15 protein-coding genes and 1 pseudogene are annotated in these 21516 nt (G+C 68.5%); 11 read left to right on the top strand and 5 right to left on the bottom strand.

Annotation, left to right across the window (positions count from 1 at the left end):
* Positions 1–447, bottom strand: a 447-nt coding sequence (locus H7F49_RS08585; RefSeq protein ID WP_185683172.1) for a helix-turn-helix domain-containing protein, incomplete at its 3' end; no start/stop codon positions are given.
* 496 nt (positions 448–943) lie between these two features.
* Between H7F49_RS08585 and H7F49_RS08580 the strand changes: the two genes are divergently transcribed.
* From H7F49_RS08580 to H7F49_RS08570, 3 genes are all read left to right on the top strand, one after another.
* On the top strand, positions 944–1639 hold the full coding sequence (locus tag H7F49_RS08580; RefSeq protein WP_235982036.1) for a response regulator: 696 nt from the start codon (positions 944–946) through the stop codon (positions 1637–1639).
* Positions 1636–2991: an ATP-binding protein gene (locus H7F49_RS19515; protein WP_185683170.1), complete on the top strand. Its 1356-nt coding sequence runs from the start codon at positions 1636–1638 to the stop codon at positions 2989–2991. Before H7F49_RS08580 ends, H7F49_RS19515 begins: the two co-directional genes overlap by 4 nt.
* A gap of 157 nt (positions 2992–3148) precedes the next feature.
* Positions 3149–3967: a TorF family putative porin gene (locus tag H7F49_RS08570; RefSeq protein ID WP_185683169.1), complete on the top strand. Its 819-nt coding sequence runs from the start codon at positions 3149–3151 to the stop codon at positions 3965–3967.
* A gap of 168 nt (positions 3968–4135) precedes the next feature.
* Here H7F49_RS08570 and H7F49_RS08565 read toward each other — a convergent pair whose 3' ends face one another.
* Positions 4136–4387, bottom strand: coding sequence for a hypothetical protein (locus tag H7F49_RS08565; protein WP_185683168.1), 252 nt, complete (start codon positions 4385–4387; stop codon positions 4136–4138).
* 307 nt (positions 4388–4694) lie between these two features.
* On the opposite strand from H7F49_RS08565, the gene H7F49_RS08560 reads away from it, so the two are divergent.
* The 5 genes from H7F49_RS08560 (at position 4695) to H7F49_RS08540 (ending at position 10745) form a co-directional block, all read left to right on the top strand.
* A complete protein-coding gene (locus H7F49_RS08560) occupies positions 4695–6380 on the top strand; it encodes an ABC transporter transmembrane domain-containing protein (protein WP_185683167.1) in 1686 nt (561 codons plus the stop codon).
* Complete coding sequence (locus H7F49_RS08555; protein ID WP_185683166.1) at positions 6364–7455, top strand: efflux RND transporter periplasmic adaptor subunit; 1092 nt, start codon at positions 6364–6366, stop codon at positions 7453–7455. Before H7F49_RS08560 ends, H7F49_RS08555 begins: the two co-directional genes overlap by 17 nt.
* On the top strand, positions 7452–8846 hold the full coding sequence (locus tag H7F49_RS08550; RefSeq protein ID WP_185683165.1) for a TolC family protein: 1395 nt from the start codon (positions 7452–7454) through the stop codon (positions 8844–8846). Before H7F49_RS08555 ends, H7F49_RS08550 begins: the two co-directional genes overlap by 4 nt.
* 113 nt (positions 8847–8959) lie before the next feature.
* Positions 8960–9187 carry a hypothetical protein gene (locus tag H7F49_RS08545; protein WP_185683164.1) on the top strand — a complete coding sequence of 76 codons (228 nt, stop codon included), beginning with the start codon at positions 8960–8962 and terminating at the stop codon, positions 9185–9187.
* Positions 9188–9437: 250 nt separating this feature from the next.
* Positions 9438–10745 (top strand): APC family permease, encoded by a 1308-nt coding sequence (locus H7F49_RS08540; protein ID WP_185683163.1) that lies wholly within the window; start codon positions 9438–9440, stop codon positions 10743–10745.
* On the opposite strand, the gene H7F49_RS08535 is transcribed toward H7F49_RS08540, so the two are convergent.
* The 3 genes from H7F49_RS08535 to H7F49_RS08525 all read right to left on the bottom strand — a co-directional run bounded on the left by H7F49_RS08535 (position 10727) and on the right by H7F49_RS08525 (position 19087).
* Positions 10727–14710, bottom strand: coding sequence for a non-ribosomal peptide synthetase (locus H7F49_RS08535; protein WP_185683162.1), 3984 nt, complete (start codon positions 14708–14710; stop codon positions 10727–10729). The genes H7F49_RS08540 and H7F49_RS08535 overlap by 19 nt on opposite strands.
* A 104-nt stretch (positions 14711–14814) precedes the next feature.
* Positions 14815–17349: a TonB-dependent receptor gene (locus H7F49_RS08530; protein WP_185683161.1), complete on the bottom strand. Its 2535-nt coding sequence runs from the start codon at positions 17347–17349 to the stop codon at positions 14815–14817.
* 115 nt (positions 17350–17464) lie between these two features.
* A complete protein-coding gene (locus H7F49_RS08525) occupies positions 17465–19087 on the bottom strand; it encodes a tetratricopeptide repeat-containing sulfotransferase family protein (RefSeq protein WP_185683160.1) in 1623 nt (540 codons plus the stop codon).
* Positions 19088–19242: 155 nt separating this feature from the next.
* On the opposite strand from H7F49_RS08525, the gene H7F49_RS19875 reads away from it, so the two are divergent.
* The 3 genes and pseudogenes from H7F49_RS19875 (at position 19243) to H7F49_RS08515 (ending at position 21506) form a co-directional block, all read left to right on the top strand.
* Positions 19243–19662, top strand: a complete 420-nt coding sequence (locus H7F49_RS19875) for a hypothetical protein (protein ID WP_328806615.1) — start codon at positions 19243–19245, stop codon at positions 19660–19662.
* Between the two features lie 12 nt (positions 19663–19674).
* Positions 19675–20706 (top strand): annotated as a pseudogene (locus H7F49_RS08520) (M20/M25/M40 family metallo-hydrolase); the annotation flags it as partial.
* Between the two features lie 110 nt (positions 20707–20816).
* Positions 20817–21506: a response regulator transcription factor gene (locus tag H7F49_RS08515; protein WP_185683159.1), complete on the top strand. Its 690-nt coding sequence runs from the start codon at positions 20817–20819 to the stop codon at positions 21504–21506.
* Positions 21507–21516: the final 10 nt, after the last annotated feature.

Genomic DNA, 21516 nt, shown 5'->3' with positions numbered 1-21516 from the left:
TGGCGACCATTTGCGGCGCAGCTTGCGCGATACTGTTCGTCGCAAGCCCGGGTGGCAAGCGAGCTTGCAGCGCTTCGGGCGCAGCGCACGATCCCAGGCCGCCTGATCCGATAGCGCGGCACGATACTGATCAACGCCGCCGTTACGGCCGACCTCTCGGCTAATCGTTGACGGCGCGCGGCCCAGCTGAACGGCAATCGCACGCAGCGAACGACCGGCGACCAGACCTCTGGATATCTCTTCGCGGTCGCTCAAACTGAGCGCACGACCGGATCGCTTCCGATCAGGTGGGCGGATCCCACCCGACGGCGAAAGCACCGAGAAGATCGACGAGCTCTCCCGCTCAAAACCGCGGCCGATCGAACTCATCGACTCTCCGCGCTGCCACCTGTCCCAGATCTCTGCCCGCTGGGCGGCCGAGTAATATATCCGACGACGCTGCTTCATCGCACCACTCCTCCTCATCTCGAGAATGATGCGTTGCGTCGACCCATTGAACCCACCCCTGATTGCGGACATCCAGATCCTCTCCGCACAGAGCACTCGACCACCGCCTTATCGTCGCCCCGGCCCTGAGCCGGGGCAGGGCTTGGTTCGCAACGGCCGGGTAAGAAGAGCCCTGTCCCGGGTCAAGCCCGGGACGACGATGATCTTTTTCGGGTTAGCACCGGGTTGGCCGGCCCCGTCCCCGTGCGCCCCATGGCAGCTCTCCACCCATGCCGGTCGTTCGTCCCACCCCACCCCACCCCACCCCGCCCCACTGCCACATCGATTGCCCTTCCCGCGGGCCCTTTCTGATTGTTACAAAGAGTGTTCGCGTCTTCCCTTTTTGGCGACGATGAATAGATTGAGGCCTTGGCCTTAGGGGGGGCGGCTGTCCGAACCAAACAGCCAGGGGATGGATCGCGCCTTGTACGATAACCAATTCGCCGTAACCCGCCTGATGCTGGTCGAGGATGATGGTCCCTTGCGGACCCTTATCACCCGTAACCTGCGCGAGCACGGCTTCGACATTTCGGCCGTGGCCACGGCTGCCGAATTGTGGGTGGTGCTCGAAAAGGAGCGCTTCGACCTGATCATCCTCGATATCATGCTCCCCGGGATGAACGGGCTGGACGTGCTGCGCCGGCTGCGCCGCACGCTCGATACACCGGTCATCTTCCTCAGCGCGCGGGGGAGCGAGGAGGACCGGATTGTCGGGCTCGAGCTGGGCGCGGACGATTTCCTGCCCAAGCCGTTCAACACCCGCGAACTGGTTGCGCGGATCGGGGCGGTCCTGCGCCGCCGCTCGGGCGAGGTCCTGTCCGAGCCGCGCGCCAGCACCGGAGACATCCTGTTCGACGGGTGGACGCTGGCGCGGGCCAGCCGTGAGCTGCGTTCGCCCAGCGGGGTCCTGGTCGATCTGACCACCGCCGAGTTCGATCTGCTCAACGCCTTCGTCAGCTATCCGCAGCGCGCCATTGGCCGCGAAAAGCTGATCGAGCTGTCGCGCACCCGGCTGGGCGATTCGTCCGACCGCAGCGTCGATGTGCTGGTCAGCCGGCTGCGGCGCAAGCTGTCCGGGCCGGACGGGTCCGCGCCGATCAAGACCGTGCGCGGCGTCGGCTACATGTTCACCGTGCCGGTGACCCGCCAGTGACGTCAGGCGAGGGCGCGCCCCGCTGGCGGCGCGAGTGGCGGGGGCTCAGCCTGACGGCGAGCCTGCTGGCGATCACCCTGCTGATCCTGATCGCCGATTTCGCCGCCAACTCGCTGATGTTCGAGCGGGCGCGGACCTTCGTGGTCAATTCCGAGGAGGTGGCCCATGCCGCCGAGCACCTCGTCGTGGCACGCCGCGTGCTGGCGGCGGAGGTTCCCGAACGGCGGCCGGCGGTAGCGCGCCAGTTGAGCACCAACCGGGTGCGCATTAGCTGGCATCCCCGCCGTCGGGCGGTCGACAGCCTGGCCGGGCTGCCTTCGCTGCGGGACGAGATCGTCCGGGCCCAGCGCGAGCTGGCGACGATGGACCTCCGGCTGGTGCTGGTTCCCCTGTCGCGGGGCGGCGGGATGGCCGGTTCGGTGCTCCTGCCCGACGGGTCGGAGCTGGAGTTCCGCTCGCGCCGCATGGTCTCGTGGTCGCTCAACTGGGATCTGCTGCTGCGCTTCTCGCTGCCCTCGCTGATTTTCTTTGCCGTGGCCTGGTGGCTGGTGCGGACCAGCATCGCTCCGCTGCAACGGCTGGTCGCCGCCATGCGCCAGGTCGGTACCGATGACATGGTGCTCCTGCCCGAGGCCGGGCAGAGCGAGGTGCGGCAGTTGATTGGCGCGTTCAACCGCATGCACGAACGGATCCGCCAACTCCTGGCCAACCGGACGCAGACCCTGCTGGCCGTGGGCCATGATCTGCGCACCCCGTTGGCGCGGCTGCAGCTGAGGGTCGACGGCGCAAACCTGGACGAGCAGACGCGGGAAGAGATGGGCGAGGATATCGCCGAGATGTCCGAGCTGCTGGCCTCGCTCCAGGCCTTCGTCGAATCCGGCCAGGAAAGCGGGCCGGCACGGGCCATCGATCTGGCCGCCATGGTTCGTTCGCAGGTCGACGGGGCGATCGATGGCGGTCTGGATGCGGTCTACATCGGCCCCGACTCGCTCGAGGTGCTGGCCCATCCGGCGGGCTTGCGCCGAGCCATCGCCAACCTGCTGCAGAACGCGCACCGCTATGCCGGATCGGCCGAGGTCAGCCTGCGGGCCAGTGGCGGGTGGGTGGAATTGACCGTGGCCGATCGCGGCCCGGGCATCCCGACCGAACGCCTCGATGATGTCCGCCAGCCATTCACCCGGCTCGACACCGCGCGGGGGCGCAACACCCGGGGCATGGGGCTGGGACTCGCGATCGTCGACCGGGTGATCCAGGCCGAAGGCGGGCGTCTGGACCTGGCCAATCGCGCCGGCGGCGGGCTGGCTGCCACGCTCTGGCTGCCCCAAAGGGCAAGCGACAGCAACAATTCGTAACAATCCCGTAACGCATTGGTCGCGTCCCTGCGGTACTCCGTTCACGTCCCGAGATACAGCGGACTTGCGGTGCTTGCCCTCACAGGTATCGCGGAGAGAACGGCGCTGGTCTCGGGACGCAGGAGGAACAACCCCAATAACCATGAGGGATTGTTCCATGAAGTCTATTGCTGCTGTCGCCGCCATTGCATGCGGCCTCGCCTTCGCCACGCCGGCCCTCGCTGAGGAAGCCGACGCGCCGAACGATATCACCATTTCCGGTTCGGTGACCCTCGCGAGCGATTACCGCTTCCGCGGCGTCTCGCAGTCGAACAAGGGCATGGCGATCCAGGGCGGTATGACCGCCAAGCACAAGAGCGGCGTCTATGCCGGCTTCTGGGCGTCCAACCTGGCCGGCTGGGGTACGTTCGGCGGCCCCAACGTCGAACTGGATCTGATCGCGGGTGTGGCTGTGCCGGTCGGCGGGCTGACACTCGACACCGGGGTCACCTGGTACAACTATCCCGGCGGTGCCGATCGCACCTCGTTTGCCGAGCCCTACGTCAAGCTGGGCGGTGCCTATGGCCCGGTCAACCTGCTGGCGGGCGTGGCCTACGCGCCCAAGCAGATCGCCCTGGGCAACTTCTCCAACACCACGATCAGCCGCGGCCAGAAGCAGGACAACCTCTATCTGTGGGCCGATGGCAGCACCGCGATCCCCGGAACCCCGGTGACCCTCAAGGCCCATGGCGGCTGGTCGAAGGGCAACCCGGGCCTGGGCCCGAACGGTACCAGCGTGGCGCCGACCGGCAAGTACTGGGACTGGTCGCTGGGCGCCGACGTGGCGGTGGCCGGACTGACCCTCGGCGTGTCTTACATCGACACCGACATCACCGACCGCGAGGCAGCCTATCTTCAGCCGAACTTCTCGTCGACCAAGAACGGCTCGTCGATCGCCGGCAGCACGGTGGTGGTCTCGATCACCGGTTCGTTCTGAGCCGATCTTGCTGACCAGTGGCGCTGACAGATCGGCGCCGACCGGCGGGACGGTCACCGGCCGTCTGCGCTGAATAAAGAACGGGGAGCCGCCATGCGGCTCCCCGTAGAGTGACTGAATCGAGGGTGGGACGTTCAGTCAGGGTGGCTGGCCCGCGCAAGAGGGTGGTCATCGGGCCTCAGCCAGGGCTGCCTCCTTCGGTGCCTTCTGCTCGATCAGCACCTCACGACAGCTCTTGGACTTGGTGGGATCAGGGTGGCAGCGCTTGCCGACGCGGATCGCGGTTCGCAGACGATCCTGCTCCGGCTGGCAGCCGGTGGCCTCGCCGGCCGCGCACCCGGCCAGCCCGGCGCCCCCGACCGGCGACAGCGTCGACGCGGTCACGGGCAGGGTCAGCAAGGCAACAAGCGTGGCAAGCATGGCAAGCTCCGGTGTGTTGGGATTGTTCTAACCCTCCGCAATTGCCCCGAACGCTCCGCTGCGTAAGGATTTGTTGCTGATCCGGGGGCCTGGCCTCCTGACAGTGTGGCCCGGCATCGCGTGTTTCGTTCACTTCGCCACTGGCTCTCTGTGGCAATCATTTGTAACACTGGGGTGGCTGACCTGAAATGCGGGCCTCCCTACCTGCGGTGCAGTGCAGCATAACCGCTGCCGGGTTGCTTCGGCGCCCGTTTTCGCCGTTTGGGCGGGCCCCAATCCGGGGTCTAAACCAGGAGAGCCGCAGATCATGGCACAGGACAGCGCAGGCCTGCGCGACGTGGCCGGGTGGATCAAGTTGATCCTCGGCCCCGATTCCGTGTTCGTGAAATTCGCGCTGGTCTATGGCGGCGCCATCTCGCTGCTGTCGCTGGCGACACCGATCTCGGTGCAGTTGCTGGTCAATTCGGTGGCCAATGTCGCGCTGAGTGCGCCGCTGTTCACGCTGGCGGGGATCCTGTTCGGCCTGCTGCTGATGGTCGGCCTGCTCAGCGCCTTGCGCATCCGCCTGATGTCGCTGTTCGAGCGGCGGTTGTTCGCCCGCATGGTGGCGGAGATCACGCTGCGCGCGGTCCACGCCAAGAACCCGTTCTTCGCCGATGCCGGCAACGGCCATCTGTTCAACCGCTTCTTCGATCTGATGACGGTCCAGAAGGCGCTGCCCAGCCTGCTGATCGGCGGCTTCACCATCCTGCTGCAAAGCGCGGTCGGCCTGGTGGTGACAAGTTTCTATCACCCGTTCTTCCTGGGCTTCAACCTGCTGCTGGTCACGGTGCTGGTGCTGATCCTGCAGTTGTGGACCCGGGGCGGGATCCGCACCGCGATCGCCAAGAGCCATGCCAAGCACGCCACGGCCTATTGGCTGGAAAGCGTCGGCGGATCGAACGGCTTCTACCAGTCGAGCCGTCACCTGGAATATGCGATCGACCGCAGCGAGGAATCGACCCGCGCCTACGTCAAGGCGCACGAGCGGCATTTCCGCTACACCTTCACCCAGACGGTCTGCCTGCTGTTCACCTATGCCCTGGCCAGCGCCAGCCTGCTCGCGCTGGGCGGCTGGTTGATCATCCAGGGCCAGCTTTCGATCGGTCAGTTGGTCGCCGCCGAGCTGATCCTGTCGGGCGTGTTCTATGGGATGTCGCAGCTCGGCAGCTATCTGGAATCGTTCTACGACCTGTCCGCCGGCGTCGAGGAGCTGGCGCTGTTCTGGGGCATTCCGCAGCAGGCCTCGACCGGGGACGAATGCCCGGCGGACGGAACGATCCGGATGAAGGGCGTGGAGATCGGGTCGCACCGGTTCAACTTCGCGATCGACAGCGGCAAGCAGATCGCGATCGTCGCCGCGCCGACCGCGCAGCAGGCGTTCATCATGTTGCTGAAGCGTCACGAGGCCCCGGAACAGGGCCTGGTGGTGGTGGGCGGTCAGGACATCAGCGCCTTCGACATGTTCCGCCTGCGCAGCGACATCCGCGTGCTTGACCGGCCGACCATGGTCGAAATGTCGATCCGCGACTACCTGCGCCTGGCCGCGGGAGGCGAGGAGCGTGATATCATGGCCGCGCTCGACGTGGTTGGCCTGACCTCGCGCCTGGTCGACCTGCGGGGCGGACTGGATGCCGTGGTCTCGGCGAGCGGCTATCCGCTGTCGGTGGGCGAGGTCATGGCGCTCAAGCTGGCCGCCGCGCTGCTGGCCCGGCCCAAGGTGTTGGTCCTGACCCCGCTGTATGATCTTCTGCCTCCCGCGCGGATGGAGGGCGCCCTGCGCCTGCTCCGCGACATGGGAACCACCGTGCTGCAGTTCACCCGCCGTCCCGAAGGGATCAAGCGGGATGGTTACCTCTGGTTCGGCCGCAGTGAACAGCGTTTCTGCATGAGCGAACCCGAAATGAGCGCCCTGGCGGCACAAGAGGAGAGCGTAAATGTCCGCCCGGCCTGAGCAACTGAGCCGCTTCGCGACGCTGCGCGCGCTCGAGCCGCCCCGCTTCGCTCGGGTGCTCTCGGCGATGATCCTGACCGGCTCGATTGCGGTGTTGATCATCCTGTTCGCCGTGCCCTGGGTCCAGACCACTTCGGGCTATGGCTCGGTGGTGGCGCTGAACCCGGAGGACCGGGTGCAGTCAGTGACCGCGCTGGTCCCGGGTCGGGTCGAGCAGTGGTACGTCCAGGATGGTGACACTGTTAACAAGGGCGATCCGATCGCCCGAGTGGTCGACAACGATCCCGATTTGCTGGCCCGTCTCGCTGCCGAACGCGCCCAGGTGGAAGCCGAGATCGGCGCTGCCGAGCAGGCCATGGCGGTGGCGCAGATCGACGTTGGCCGTTCGCGTCAGCTGCTCGCCGAAGGGCTGGTCGCCCGGCGGGAATACGAGGCGAGCCAGATCAAGGTGGCCGATTTCCGGGCCAAGCTGGCCGAATCCCGGGCCAAGCTCAATCGCGTCGATATCGCGCTCAACCGCCAGTCGGCGCAGGTGGTCCGCGCCCCGCGCGACGGGCGGATCCAGTCGATCAATGCCGCGGCGGGGGGGACCCTGGTCAGCGCGGGAGACGTGCTGGCCAACCTGGCGCCTGAACAGCCGATCCGAGCGGTGGAACTGCTGATCGACGGTCGTGACATTGCCCTGGTGCGGCGCGGGCGCACGGTGCGCATCGAGTTCGAGGGCTGGCCCGCCATCCAGTTCAGCGGCTGGCCGTCGGTCGCCTATGGCATGTTCGACGGCCAGGTCCGCTCGGTCGATCCCTCGGCCCGGCCCGACGGTCTGTTCCGCGTGCTGGTCGAGCCGCGTCCCGGCGCCCGCACCTGGCCGCGTGCCGACCAGATCCGGCTGGGCGCCAAGGCGCGGGGCTGGGTGCGGCTCGACACGGTCACGGTCGGGTACGAGCTGTGGCGTCAGCTCAACAACTTCCCGCCGGAGTTCGGCTCGCTGCGCAAGGAAACGGCCGAGGGCAAGAATGGCGATGAGCAGGCCAAGCCCCTGGTCAAGGTCAAGGCCCCCAAGGGTTCGGGCAAGTGATCCGCAGACTGGTCGTCCTGCTGCTGGTCTTGGTCGCGCCCGTGGCGGCCGGGGCCGCGCCGCTGACGCTGGACGAGGTCCTGCGATCTTCGGCGCAGCATTCCCCGGCCATCATCGAGGCGCTGGCGCGCGAGCGGGCGGCTTCGGGACGCGAGCTGTCGGCGAACGGCGCCTTCGACCTGGTGTTCGAGGCCGAGGCCCTGGCGCGGCCGCTCGGCTACTACGACGGGGTGGGCATCGAGGGAAAGGTCACCAGCCCGCTTCGTGACAACGGCGGCAATCTCTATGCCGGCTACCGGGTCTCGCGCGGGTCCTTCGCGCCCTATGACGGCAAGGGCTACACCAACGAACTCGGCGAGCTGAAGGTCGGTGCGCTGTTCTCGCTGATGCGTGATCGCCTGGTCGACGAACGCCGCACCGCGCTGGGGATCGCCGCCGCCGACGTCGAGCTGGCGCGGCTCGATCGCGAGCTGGTCGCGGTGGGCGTGCAGCGGCGCGCCATGGCGGCCTACCAGCAATGGGTCGCCGCCGGAAACCGCGTGGCGATCTACCGCGAGCTGCTGGGTCTGGCGACTGAGCGGCAGACCTCGATCGATCGCCAGATCGCGCTGGGCGCGCGGCCCGCGATCCTGGGGGTGGAGAACCGCCAGAACATCGTGCGCCGCAATGCCCTGCTGGTCCGGGCCGAACAGGACCTGGCCGTGGCGGCCAACGCGCTGTCGTTCTTCTGGCGCGACGACCTGGGCCAGCCCCGCGCGCCCGAGCCGGATCGCCTGCCCGACCGCCTGCCCAACCTGCGCCCGGTGGGGCTCGATCCGGCCAATCTGGTGCGACCGGATCGCCCCGACCTGGCCGCGATCTTCACCCGGCTCGACCAGCTCGACGCCCGTCTGCGCCTGGCCGAGAACCAGTACGAGCCCCGGCTGGACCTGCGGGTCGAGGCGTCGAAGGATATCGGGGCGGTGGGCCTGGGCGGTCCGACCCGTACCCCGACCGAGGGCTTCGTCGGCCTGCGCTTCGCGGTTCCGCTGCAGCGGCGTCAGGCGCAGGGCCGGATCGCCGAGGTCAAGGCCGAGCAGGAGGCGCTGCAGGCGCGGCGCCATCTGCTCGAGGATCAGATCCAGGTCGAGGTGAAGGGCCTGGCGGTTCAGGTCGAGGCCTCGGCCCGGCTGGTCACCCTGGCCGAGGAGGAATCCCGGCTGTCGGCCAGCATGGCCGATGCCGAGCGCCGTCGCTTCACCCTGGGGGCGAGCGACTTCATCGTGGTCAATCTGCGCGAGGAGGCTGCGGCCGACGCACGCCTGCGCCTGGTCGATGCCCAATTCCGCGAGAGCGCCGCGAACGCCGAACTGATCGCGGCCACGATCGACCTGCGCCAACTGGGGCTTTAGGCCGGGCGGGCAAGCCGAACGCCGACGAAGGGCAAGGTTGGGTGGGAAGCGGACAGGGGGCTATCGCAGCGCACGGAGTAGAAAGCGGACATCAATCGTGCAATGTTCGAAGAATGGACGATTTTGCTGCCCCTGCTTTTGGAGTGCTGTTGATGGCGGTGAGCGCGCCAGCCTTGGCCTATGCGTTGATCACCGGGCGGTTGTGGGTCGGCTTTTTTCCCCTCCCAGAGACTTTCTCGCCGGAGTTAATCAGGCGCTCAGATAATCCTCGCCGCTATCACTGGCACCTGTTCGGGCAGTGCGCCTGCCTCATGGCGGGACTTTACCTCTTGGCGGTTTGAACGCCAGATCCGGTGGCCAATCAGGGGAGACAGAAGACAGCCCCTGCTTGGCGACCTTTGGACGCAAAGTGCGGTGCGAACTTATCCGTACCGCCTCGTCCCGCAGCCCGTCGCTCCGGCGAGTCCCGGGACCTTTCTCCGGAATGGTTCTCGACGCCGGACTGGCTTGCCGTACCGGCCCGAGACGGCGGGTGAGGAGCGCTCATCCCACCATTGCGTCGGCGCCGCGTCTGTGGTCTCCGTGGGCCCGATGGGGGACACCTTGAGCGCAGCCACTCCGGCCGACCGGCCATTCGGCATCTGGACGGCCTCTTCGCTGGTCGTCGGACTGATGATCGGAGTGGGCATCTATGGCCTGCCGGCGCAGCTCGCCCCGTTCGGCTGGACCAGCCTCGCCGGTTGGGCGGTGGCCGCCATGGGCACGCTGGCCTGCGTGCTGGCGCTCAATGGCCTGGTTCTGGCCCGGCCCGGCGAGCACAGCCTGATGGCCATGTGCGGCGCCGTGCTGGGCGAGGGGGTGGGCGTGGCGATCGCCTGGTCCTACTGGGTCTCGCTGTGGTGCGGCAACGCGGTGATGGCCACGGTGATCGCGCAGTACGGCTCCAGCATGGTCCGCGGGTTCCAGCCGCCGCCGCTGAGCATAGGGGTGATCGGCAGCGCCGTCCTGCTGGTCAACTCTGCCGTCAACCTGCTCGGCGCGCGCGAGGCCGGGCGGATGCAGGTGCTGTTGACCGGGCTCAAGCTGATCCCACTGGCCGCCGTGGTGGTGATGCTGGCGCAACTGGCCTTGACCCCCGGTCGCCACTTCGCCGGGCTGCCCCTGGCGCCGCTGCACGTCGAGGGAATCGGCCCGGCGGTAACCCTCGCGTTCTTCTCGCTGCTCGGCTTCGAATGCGCCGGCATGGCCGCGGAACGGGTCCACGATCCGGCGCGGAACGTGGTGAGGGCGACCCTGCTGGGCATGGCCGCCACCACGCTGGTCTATGTGACGGCCTGCACCGGCCTGGTCATGGCCCTGCCGCGCGGGGTGCTGGAACAGGCGCCCGCGCCCTTCGCGCTGCTTGCCGGACAGGTCTGGGGACACTGGGCAGCCCTCTCGGTGGCGGTTTTCGCGGCGATCTCCGGACTGGGCGCGATGAACGCCCAGACCCTGCTGCTGGGCGAGGTCCCGCTCGGCCTGGTCCGCGCGGGCCAGCTTCCGGGCTGGGTCGCGCCGGTCAACCGCTTCGGCGTGGCCGGGCTGCCGCTGGTCCTGGGCAATGGTCTGGCCATCGCCCTGCTGCTCGGCTCGGCGACCGAGCTGGGTGCCGCGCTGCTGGCCTTCCTGCTCAAGCTGACCACTGTGGTCTCGATCTTCCTCTACCTTGGCACCTGTGCGGCGACCTGGCGCATCGGACGGGCGCGGGGATGGGCGGCGCTGGCGATCCTCTTCTGCCTGGCGGTGATCTATGGCGCGGGATGGGAGGCCGGAGGGCTGGGCCTGTTGCTGACGCTGGCCGGGCTGCCGCTCTATGCCCTGGCCCGCCGGATCGGGTCCGCTCAGTCCTCTGTGCCGTAGACCCGGGTCGGGATGCCCTGGTAGCGCTTGCCCGGCAGCAGGTGTTCCTGCTTCATGATCACGCTGTGCGGGCCGACATGGGTCCGCTCGCCGATCACCGCGCCATAGAGCGGCACGGTCCCGCGCCGAACCGTGGCGCCCTTGCCGATGCGCACATGGTCCACCTTCAGCACGCGGTCCTCGAAGGTGTGCGCCTGGAAGTTGGGGCTGGCGGTCGCGCCGTCCTCGATCGTGATCATGTCGGGATCGACCACCTGGGCGAATTCGGGCCCCAGCACCACGTTCCGGCCGATCCTCAGCCCGACCGCGCGCAGGTACCACGGCAGCAGCCAGGTTCCCTCCAGCCGCTGGAGGATCGCATTGGCCCACTTCTGCCAGGCGACATAGACGAAATCCCAGCGGCTGCACCAGCATGACCACAGGGCGTGCTGGCCCGGCTTGACCCGTCCGATCAGCAGCCACTTGAGCACGATCACCCCCAGGCACAGCGCGACCAGCGGCAACAGGGTGGCGGCGGGCAGGACGATCAGCGCATAGGCCAGCGGGCTGACCTCCTGGCCCAGGTTGACCACCGCGTACCAGGCCGCGCCCAGCAGCAGCGGCCACAGCGGCAGGGCGAAGCGCAGCAGTTCCCAGAACACGCGGTTGGCATAGCGGATCGCCGAAGGGTCGTGCGTCAGGCTGCGGTCGACTTCGACCACCTCGCGCCGCGGCAGGTCGAAGCTGGGCAGGCCGAAGCGCGCCCCGCCGGGCCGGATGTCCGCCCCTCGGGCGACCGTGGCGATGCCGAACAGGACGTTGTCGGGGAGGACCTCGCCCGCCGGGACCACAGCGTGATTGCCCAGGAAATTGCTGCGCCCCAGCGTGGTGTGGGCCAGGGTGACGACGCCGTCCTGCACCTCGGCGCAGCCCAGGTAGATGCCGTCGGCAAAGAAGGTCTCGGCGCCGATCGTGACCAGTTCGGGGACCACGTCGATGATCGTGCTGACCTCGCACTTCGGGCCGATATCCATGCCCGCCAGACGCAGCCACCGGGACCAGAACACCGTGCCGCTCAGCCACTCCCCGCACTGGCGCAGCATCGCGGTCTTGAGCCAGACCCGCAGGTGCACCGGGCTCCAGCGCGGGTAGGTACCGGGACGAACCCGTCCCATCCAGCGCGACAGCAGCGCGGTCCAGACCAGGGTGAGCGGCACCGAGACGAAGCTCAGCCCCAGCACCAGCAGCGCGACGCGGCCGGTGATCGTCGGGTGGTAGATCCAGCGCCACACCTCGGCGATCCCCACGCCGCCCAGGTGGCAGGCGAGGATCGTGAAGAGTTCGGCGGGCAGCGCGGCGATCAGGGCGAGGGCGGCCTCGGCGCCGAGCAGGGCGGTGTCGTAAGCCAGGGGGGACAGGCTGCGGCCCAGGCCGGCCACGGGTGGCGCCGGGGCCGGGCCGACCCGCTCCGCCGGAACCCCGCGCCACAGCTCTCCCGCGGGGACCGACTGCCCGGGATTGAGCACCGACAGCGCCGCCAGCCGCGCGCCCGCGCCCAGACTGGTCCCGCCCGACAGCCCGGCGCGGGTTTCCAGCACGGCCCCGGCGCCAACCGTCACCGGCGCGATCACCAGATCGCCGCGATCCAGCTCGATCAGGCCGAGCACGGCATCGGAATTGACCGCGGCGCCATCGCCCAGGGTCAGCAGGTCCCACCCGCCGCGCCGCAGCTCGACCCCGCGGGCGAGGTGGACCCGCTCGCCGATCGTCGCGCCCAGCGCGCGCAGCACAGCGATCTGCAGGCCGGTGCCCTGGATCACCGCCCAGGGGATCAGCCGGCTCGCCTGGAACACCAGCCAGTGCCGCGCGTAGAAGCTGCTGCCATAGGGCGTGCGGATCGCGCGGTAGCGGCCGATCAGCAGCCGCTTCATCCCCACCGCGAAGCCGACCGACAGCGGCAGGTAGAGCGCGAAGCCTGCGGCGGTCAGCACGGGCATCAGCAGGATGAAGCCGATCAGTCCCAGCCCGCTGAACAGGCGGGGCAGCAACTGGAAGGCCACCACCCAGCCGCCCCAGGCCGCGGCATAGATCATGGCGAGCAGCCACAGCGTCTGGATCGTGCCGGTCAGCAGGGGTTGCCGCCGGCCCTCCCGCTGCAGCGCGGGGCCGCTGTCTTCGCTGTCCGCACCCGCCGCGCGTTCGGCCAGGCGGGCGAGGGCCTGGACCGTGCGGGCTTCGTAGATGTCGCTGACGGTGATCCAGTCGGTCCGCGCATCCTGGCGCAGCCGGGTGACGAGCAGGGCGGCGGTCAGCGAATCCCCGCCCAGCGCCTCGAAGAAGTCGGCCGCTGCCGAAACCCCGTCGGGCCGTTTGAGGACCTGGGCCATGCCCTGCGCCAACAGGGTCGCGATCTCGCCGTCCGGCGTGACCATCTCGACCGTGGCGGCGGCGCGGGCCAGGGCCAGCTCGGGCAGGGCCTTGCGGTCCAGCTTGCCGCTGACCGTGGTCGGCAGCTCGGCCAGCACGCCGATGCCCTGCGGCACCATGTAGCGCGGCAGGGTCTGGCCCAGTTCGCTGCGGAGCCCGTCCAAGGCCGGCGGCACGGCCGGGTCTTCGGGCACGATCCAGGCGATCAGGTCCTGCGCCCCGTCCGGTCCCTGCAACCGGCACCCCGCCGCGCGCACCCCGGGCAGGCTCGCCAGCCGCGCCTCGATCTCGCCCAGCTCGATGCGATAGCCGCGCAGCTTGACCTGCGCGTCGATCCGGCCGTGGTAATGCAGATTTCCCGCCGGGTCGCGATGGACCAGATCGCCGGTGCGGTAGATCCGTCCCAGCGCGGGGTGATCGACGAACTTCTCCGCGGTCAGTTCGGGCCGGTTGCGATAGCCGCGGGCGACGCCGGCCCCGGCCATGCACAGCTCACCCCGTTCGCCCTCGGCCACCGGGTTGAGCGCCTCGTCCAGCACCAGCGCCCGCATGCCCGGCACGGCCCGGCCGATCGTCACCGGCTCATCCGCGCGCACGTCGCCGCGCACGCAGGTGACGGCGCATTCGGTCGGGCCATAGCCGTTGACCATCCGTCGTCCCGCGCTCCACAGGTCGGCCAGATCGCGCGGCAGGGCCTCTCCGCCGACATAGAGCAGGCGCAGCAGCGGCAGCGCGGCGGCCGGATTGCTGCACCCGCTGGTGCGCAGCAGGGTGGGTGGCGGGCAGAACACGGTGACGCGTTCGCGCTGCAGCCAGCCGATGATGTCCGGGCCCAGCCGCGCGGCATCATCGTCCATCACCACCAGCGTCGCCCCGCAGGCCAGGGCGAGCCAGGATTCCTCGATCGAACTGTCATAGGCCGAGGACGAACCCTGCACCACGCGGTCGCCGGGCCCCAGGCCGAACTCGGTCAGGTCGGAGGCGACAAGGTTGGCGATGTTGCGGTGCTCGACCATGACGCCCTTGGGCTTGCCGGTCGTCCCGCTGGTGTAGATCACATAGGCGAGGCGATCGGGCGCGACCCGGTCGGGCAGAGGGGCGGCCGGCGGCGCGACGGCGGCGAGCTGCGCGGCGTCCAGGATCAGGCCCTGCGGCAGGCCCAGCGCGTCCAGCTTGCCCGCGCCCGCCGCGTCGGTCAGCACGGCGACCGGATCGGCGTCCTCGATGATTTCGCCCATCCGCTCGGGCGGGAAGGCGGGGTCGAGGCAGGTGTAGGCCCCGCCGGCCTTCAGCACCCCCAGTTGCGCGGCGAAATGCAGCACCGAGGCGCGGGGCAGCAGCAGCGCGACAATCGCCTCGCCGGTGATCCGCCCCGCCAGATGGCGCGCGATCCGGTCCGACAGCGCGTCGAGTTCGGCATAAGTGATCGTCTCGCGCGCCGGGCGCCGCTTGCCGGGGGGCACGTCGATCGCCACAAGGTCGGGATGGTGCGCGGCGACCTCGCGCAGAAAGGCCTGCAGCGGCCAGACTGCCCGGTCTGCTGGCATTGCCTCCGTCATCGACCGCCTCCCGCCCCGCCGGGCCGCGCCTTATCCCGCGCGCGGCCGCAAACGGCGAAGGGGCGACCCTAAGGCCGCCCCTCCTGTCCGTCTCTGCCTCTGCCTCAGAAGTCCGCGCCGAAGCGCAGGCCGATGGTGCGGGGCTGGTTCGGCAGGATGTAGGGCCGGGCGGTGCACTGGCCGCACGAGATCGACCGGGTCAACTGCCCGCGCTCGTCGGTCACGTTCTGGACGAACAGCTCCATCATGTAGCCCTTCCAGTTCGCCCCCAGCGCGAGGTTGACCTGGCCGAAGGCCGGCAGATCGCCGATGGCCTGGGCGAACGAGACGCGCAGGTCGGACGTGGAGCGGCCCTGATAGGTGCCGTTCACCTGGGCATAGCCCTTGGCCTCGCCGATCGGGAAGGCATAGCGGGCGGTGCCGCTCATCTTCCACTGCGGGGTGATGGGCAGGCGCGTGCCGACCGGCGCATCGATGGCATTGCCGGCACCGGTGCAGGCAAAGGTCGGGTCGATCGCCTTGCACAGGTTGTTGCGCAGCTTCGCATCGGCATAGGCCCCGGCGAAGTTGATGGTCAGCGGATCGAGGTTGACCGTGGCGTCCACATCGAAGCCCTTGATCCGGGCGGTCGGGCCATTGACGATCACGGTGAAGCTGTTCGGCCCGAGGAAGCTGAACTGGAAGTTCTTCCAATCCTGCATGTAGAACGCGCCGTTCAGGCGGATCAAACCATCCGCTAGGGTGGTCTTGAAGCCCAGCTCGTAGTTCATCAGGTAGTCCGGCTGGTAAGCGCCGAAATCCCCCCGGCGGTTGATACCACCCGGGCGGAACCCGCGCGAGACCGTGCCGTACATCATCAGGCCGGGCCGGGGCTTCCAGGTGGCGTTGAAGCGATAGGTCGCGCCGTCCCCGGTGGCCTTGACCGGGTCCACCCCCGATCCGTTCCACACGCCCAGGTTGGTGCAGGGGCTGCCCGGGACCACGCCCGGCAGCAGCACCGCGGCACTGGTGCCCGTGACGTCGGTCAGCCGCTTGCCGCTCTGGGTGAAGCACTGGATCACGCCGGTTCGCGAACTGTAGGCCGCGTTGGACGGCGAGGCGGTGAACTGGCTACCCGGGTTGCGGCCGAAGCCGAAGAACCCGATCAGCGAGTTGTCGTAGCGGAACAGGCGGCCACCCGCCGTCAGCGTGACGGTGGGGGACAGATCGTAGCTGATTTCGCCGAACGCCGCATAGTCGCGGTCGATCCGGTGCTGCTGGGTCAGCCACAGCGTGCCGGGCGATCCGTTGACCGAAACCGCCGCTCCCAGGTTGGGGATCTTGTAGTCCTGGTGGATGTCGTTCGACTGGTACTGGTAGAACAGGCCGCCGACAAAGCGCAGCGGCGCGGTACCGGGCGAGGCGATCCGCACCTCCTGGCTGTTCTTCTTGAAGTGATCGCTGCCGATCACGTTCTGCCGCGGATCGATCGTCTTCCCGGTCGAATCGACATAGGCGAAGTAATAGGCCAGCCCACCCGCGCTCTCGTAGAGGCTGTCATAGGCTTCGGAGTAATCGGTGTAATCGCTCGACTGGCTGGCCTTGCGATCCAGGTAGGCGCCCGAATAGGTCAGGTCCCAGTTGCCGATCTTGCCCTCGATGGTCAGGGCCGCCTGGATGAAGCGGTCGCGCCGGAACTCGGGGTAGAAGCTCTGGACCTTCAGGTCGCCCACCTTGGGATCATAGAGGTAGCGGCCATGGCTGCGGGTATCCTGCACCATCAACTGCGGCGTGACCGTCCAGTTGTCGTCAAGGTCCACCTTCAACGCCGCGCGCCCGCCGGCGATCTCGGTGTCGTTGTAGTTCTGCTTCACGAACTGGTTGTTGGTGACCGAGATGCCGTCCTTGAGGCAGCCGATCGCCGATCCGCCGGCATTGAACAGGGTGGTGCCGCAGAAGGTCCGGCGACCGGCCACATTGTCGATGTAACCGGCGTCACGCTTGTAGTAGCCGACCACGCGCAGCGCGGCACGGTCCGACAGGGGGGCGTTGATGAAGCCTTCCAGTCGGCCACCCCAATCCCCGTTGGTGACCTTGTTCACCGTGCTGTCGACCCGGCCGTAGAAGCGGGTGGTATCCGGCTTGTTGGTGATGATGCGGATCGTGCCCGCTTCGGACGAGGCGCCGTACAGCGTGCCCTGCGGACCCGACAGGCTTTCGATCCGGGCGATGTCGTAGATGTGGACGTCCAGGTTGCCGCCCACCGTGGTCACCGGCTGCTCGTCCAGATAGACGCCGACCGAGGGCAGTGAGCCGGAGTGATTGCCGTCACCGCCCGAGGCGACGCCGCGCATGTAGATCACGTTGGTGCCGGGGCTGCCGAGCGACTGGAAGGTCACCGAAGGCAACTGCTGGGTATAGCTGTTGAAGTCGGTGACGTTGAGCTGGGACAGCTTGGCCGTGCCGAGCGCCTGGATCGAGATCGGGACGTTCTGGAGGTTTTCGCTGCGCTTCTGCGCCGTCACCACGATGACATTGGCATCGTCCAGCTCGGCCTCGGTGGCCTGCTGCGGTGCGGTCTGGGCCAGCGCGACGGCGGGAACCAGCGCGGTGGTGGCAAGCAGCGCGGCCGGAACGCTACGGCGGATAACATGGTGCATACGACCCCCCCTCTGGGAACGTTACTTAATGTTGCTAGCTGTGTTGTCCGGGCGCATCACGGTCAAGCGGAAATCGCCTGCAACCGATTAAACTTTCGTAGGGTGTTGCCTTGGTTCAGCACCCGGACGCCTTGCCCCGCCAATCCTCCAGCGCCGGGCCGAGCGCGGCGCGCAGCGGGTCCAGCCAGGCCGAAAACGGCTGCCAGCCGCTGGTGCCCTCGCGGTAGATCGGCTGGCGCACCTGCTCCGAACTGGCCGTGCGCACCGCCCGCTCGGTGCGGTGGAAGGCCAGGCAGGCCTCCTCGAACGGGAGGCCGCAATGGTCGAGCAGGGCCCGCACCTCGCGCTCGGTGTGCTCGACCATGTCCTCGTAGATCACGCGGTGGACCCGCCCGGGCATCACCCGGTCGAGGTGGTCCATCAGCCGCACATAGTCGCGATAATAGCGGCCCATGTCCTCCAGCGCATAGGAAAAGCCCTGGCCGCGCGCGAAGTGCTGCTTGAAGTTCGAGAAGCAGCAGCCCAGCGGGTGGCGCCGGGCATCGATGATCCGCGCGTTGGGCAGGATCAGCGCGATGAACACCGTGTGCGCCCAGTTGTTGGGCAGCTTGTCGATGAACAGGGGGCGCTCGGTCTTGCGCTGGATCCGCGTGCGCTGCAGGTATTCCTCGCCCAGGGCGGCGAGGTCGTCCCCCGTCAGGCCGGGCAGTCCGGCCGGATAGGCCTTGTCGCGCCGGGCCAGGATCGGAATGTCGGGCAGTTCGGACGTGCCTTCGACGGCCGAATGGCTGGCCAGGATCTGCTCCACCAGCGTCGAACCGGCGCGGGGCATGCCCAGGATGAACACCGGATCGCTGGCGGCAAACCCCAGGCCGGCCCGCGCCGCGAAGAATTCCGGCGTGGCCAGCGCAATGAGCTGGTCAACGAAGGCGGTCGTCTCGTCCGCGTCATAGTCCAGGCTCTGCCGCCGCAGCGCATTGCCTGCGGCATAGTGGGCGAAGGCCGCCTCGGCCTCGCCGCGATCCTCCAGCGCCTTGCCGAGCGCGAAATCGAGGTGGAAGCGATCGTCCGGCGCAATGTCGTCCCGGGCCAGTCCGGCGCGTATGGCCGCCAGATCGGCATCGTCGAAGCGCACGGTCTTGAGGTTGGCCAGGCTCCACCACGCCTCGCCCAGCGCGGGGGCGAAGTCGATCGCGCGGCGGTAGGCCGCGATCCCCTCGGCCTGGCGCCCGACGGTCTTGAGCATGTGGCCATAGCTCATCCACACGCGCGGCTGGGCCGGGGCCTGTTCCAGCACGCGCGGATAGAGCGCCAGGGCCTCGTCGAAATCGCCGGTCCGGCCATAGGCGGCCGCTTGAAGGTTGGCATGGCCCGGGTTGTCCGGGTCCTCGGCAATGACCCGGTCGAGTTCCTGGAGCGCTTCCTCCGCGCGGTTCTGGCGGTAGAGGACCAGCGCCAGGTTGGCCCGGGCCGGGGTGAAGGCCGGGGACAGCTCGAGCGCCCGGCGCAGCAGGTTCTCGGCATCGCGGTAGCGACCGATCCGCCCGGCCAGTTCGGCGAACATGCGGATTGCCGCGACATCGAACGGGTCCTCGCGCAGGTGCTCGCGCAGCAGGGGCTCGGCCCGGGGCAGGTCATTGTCGTTGAGCGCCAGGGCGGCCGCGATCAGGCGCGGGTGGTACTGCCCGGCACGGGCCAGCCAGGCGGTATCGGATCGGTCGAGGTGGACGCGGGCCATGGAGCCTAAGACCACGCGGCGCGATCGGGATCAAGCCGGGGATGGGACAACGGTTCGCCTCGCGTCCATCCACGGCCTAGTCCGCACGGGCCTTTCCTTTTGCGCCGAATTGGCTGATCTCGTCCCGGGGTATCGTACAGGTGGAGACACGATCGATGATTTCATTCCGTTCCGCGGTTCGCAGCACGCTGGCGCTCGCCGCGTCGAGCCTGGCCATCCAGGCCGTTGCCGCGCCTCCGCCGGTGACCCGCGATGCCGCCTTCGTCGACACCTTCCGCGAGATCGTCGAGACCGACAGCTCGATCACCACCGGCTCCTGCACGGCCGTGGCCGACAAGGTCGAGGCGCGGCTGCGCAAGGCGGGGTACACCGATGCCGAGATCACCCGCTTCGCCGTGCCGGACCACCCGAAGGAGGGCGGGATCGTGGTCGTGCTGAAGGGGTCGTCCAACACGGCCCGGCCGATCCTGCTACTGGGCCATATCGACGTGGTCACCGCCAAGCGCGAGGACTGGGTGCGCGATCCCTACACGCTGATCGAGGATGGCCGCCCGGGTTGGTCGCGGTCAGGGTAAGGCGGCTATTTCTACGGTCGCGGAACCAGCGACATGAAGTCGCTCGATGCGATCTGGATCGATACCATGGTCCGCCTCAAGGGGGAAAAGACCGGCCCCAAGCGCACGGTGAAGATGGCGCTGACCTGCGGCGAGGAGACCAGCGGATCGTTCAACGGGGCCGACTGGCTCAGCACCAACAAGCGCGACCTGATCGATGCCGAATTCGCGCTGAACGAGGGCGGGGGCGGCCTGACCGATGGCAAGGGGCTGTCCGAAGGCGGCAAGCTGACCGTGCTCGAGTTGCAGGTGGGTGAGAAGGCCTATCAGGACTTCACCCTGACCGCGACCAACCCGGGCGGCCATTCCAGCCAGCCGGTGCCCGAGAACGCGATCGTCTCGCTGGCGCGGGCGCTGGAGAAGGTTCACGCCTATCGCTTCCCGCTGCAGTTCAACGACACCACCCGCGCCTATTTCGCCCGTGCCGGGGCCATCCGCCAGGACGAGACCGGCAAGGCCATGGTGGCGCTTTCGGCCAATCCGAACGACGCTGCGGCCGAGGCGGTGGTCAACAAGGACAAGATGCTGCACTCGCTGCTGCGCACCACCTGCGTGCCGACCATGGTCGCCGCCGGGCACGCGCTCAACGCGCTGCCGCAGCGCGCCACGGCCAATGTCAACTGCCGCATGTTCCCCGGCAACAGCCCGGAACAGACCCGCGATGCCCTGGCCGCCGCGATCGGCGATCCGGGGGTCAGCGTCGAACTGGCCGTGCGCGACAAGCCGCTGGCCAAGTCGCCGCCGCTCGATCCGAAGATCACCGGCCCGATCGAGAAGCTGGCCGCGCGCTACTTTCCGGGCGTGCCGGTGCTGCCGTCCATGGCCACCGGAGCGAGCGATGCGGTCTACACCGGGGGCGCGGGCATCCCGACCTATGGCGTGCCCGGGGTCTGGGGCAACCCGGACGGGGACGGGGTCCACGGCCTCAACGAACGGATCGAGGTGCAGTCGCTGCTCACCGGGCGGGCCTATCTCTACGATCTGGTCAAGGCCTACAGCTACTGAGGCAGGCCACGCGGCGGCGAACCGGCGCGGCGGAACGGGGCCTGCCTGAGCAGAGCCTTTCCGCCGGGCCGCATTCGCCTTAGCATGGGCAGGCCAAGCGAGGAGAAGCCATGTCCGGACGGGTACTGGTGGTGGAGGACGATGACCGGCTGGCCGAGTATATCTCGCGCGGGTTGATCGAACAGAACTTCACGGTCGACCGTGCGGCGACCGGGCGGGACGGCCTGTTCCTGGCGACCGAGGCGCAGCATGACGTGGTCATCCTGGACCGGATGTTGCCCGGCATGGACGGCATGGCCGTGCTGAAGGCGATGCGCGCGGCCGGGGTCGGCACGCCGGTGATCGTCCTGTCGGCGCTGGCCGACACCAATGACCGCATCGAGGGACTGACCGCCGGGGCGGACGATTATCTGGGCAAGCCGTTCTCCTTCGCCGAGCTGCTGGCGCGGGTCCAGGCCCTTCTGCGACGCGACAAGGGCGGGGCGGCGCAGACCCAGGTTTCGGTCCTGCGCTGCGCCGATCTCGAGCTGGACCGCCTGACCCGCCAGGTCCGCCGCGGGTCGCGCAAGATCCCGATGCAGCCGCGCGAGTTCCGGCTGCTGGAATACCTGCTGCTCCATGCCGGCGAGGTGGTGACCCGCACCATGCTGCTCGAGGCGGTGTGGGACTATCACTTCGATCCCGGGACCAATGTCATCGATGTCCATGTCAGCCGCCTGCGCCGCAAGATCGACGACGGCGAAGTGGTGGCCCTGCTGCGCACCGTGCGCGGGGCCGGTTACATGATTTCGGCCGAATAGCCGGGCCGGG

Source organism: Novosphingobium aerophilum, from assembly GCF_014230305.1.
Taxonomy (GTDB): domain Bacteria; phylum Pseudomonadota; class Alphaproteobacteria; order Sphingomonadales; family Sphingomonadaceae; genus Novosphingobium; species Novosphingobium aerophilum.
This window is presented reverse-complemented; position numbering and strand designations above follow the sequence as displayed.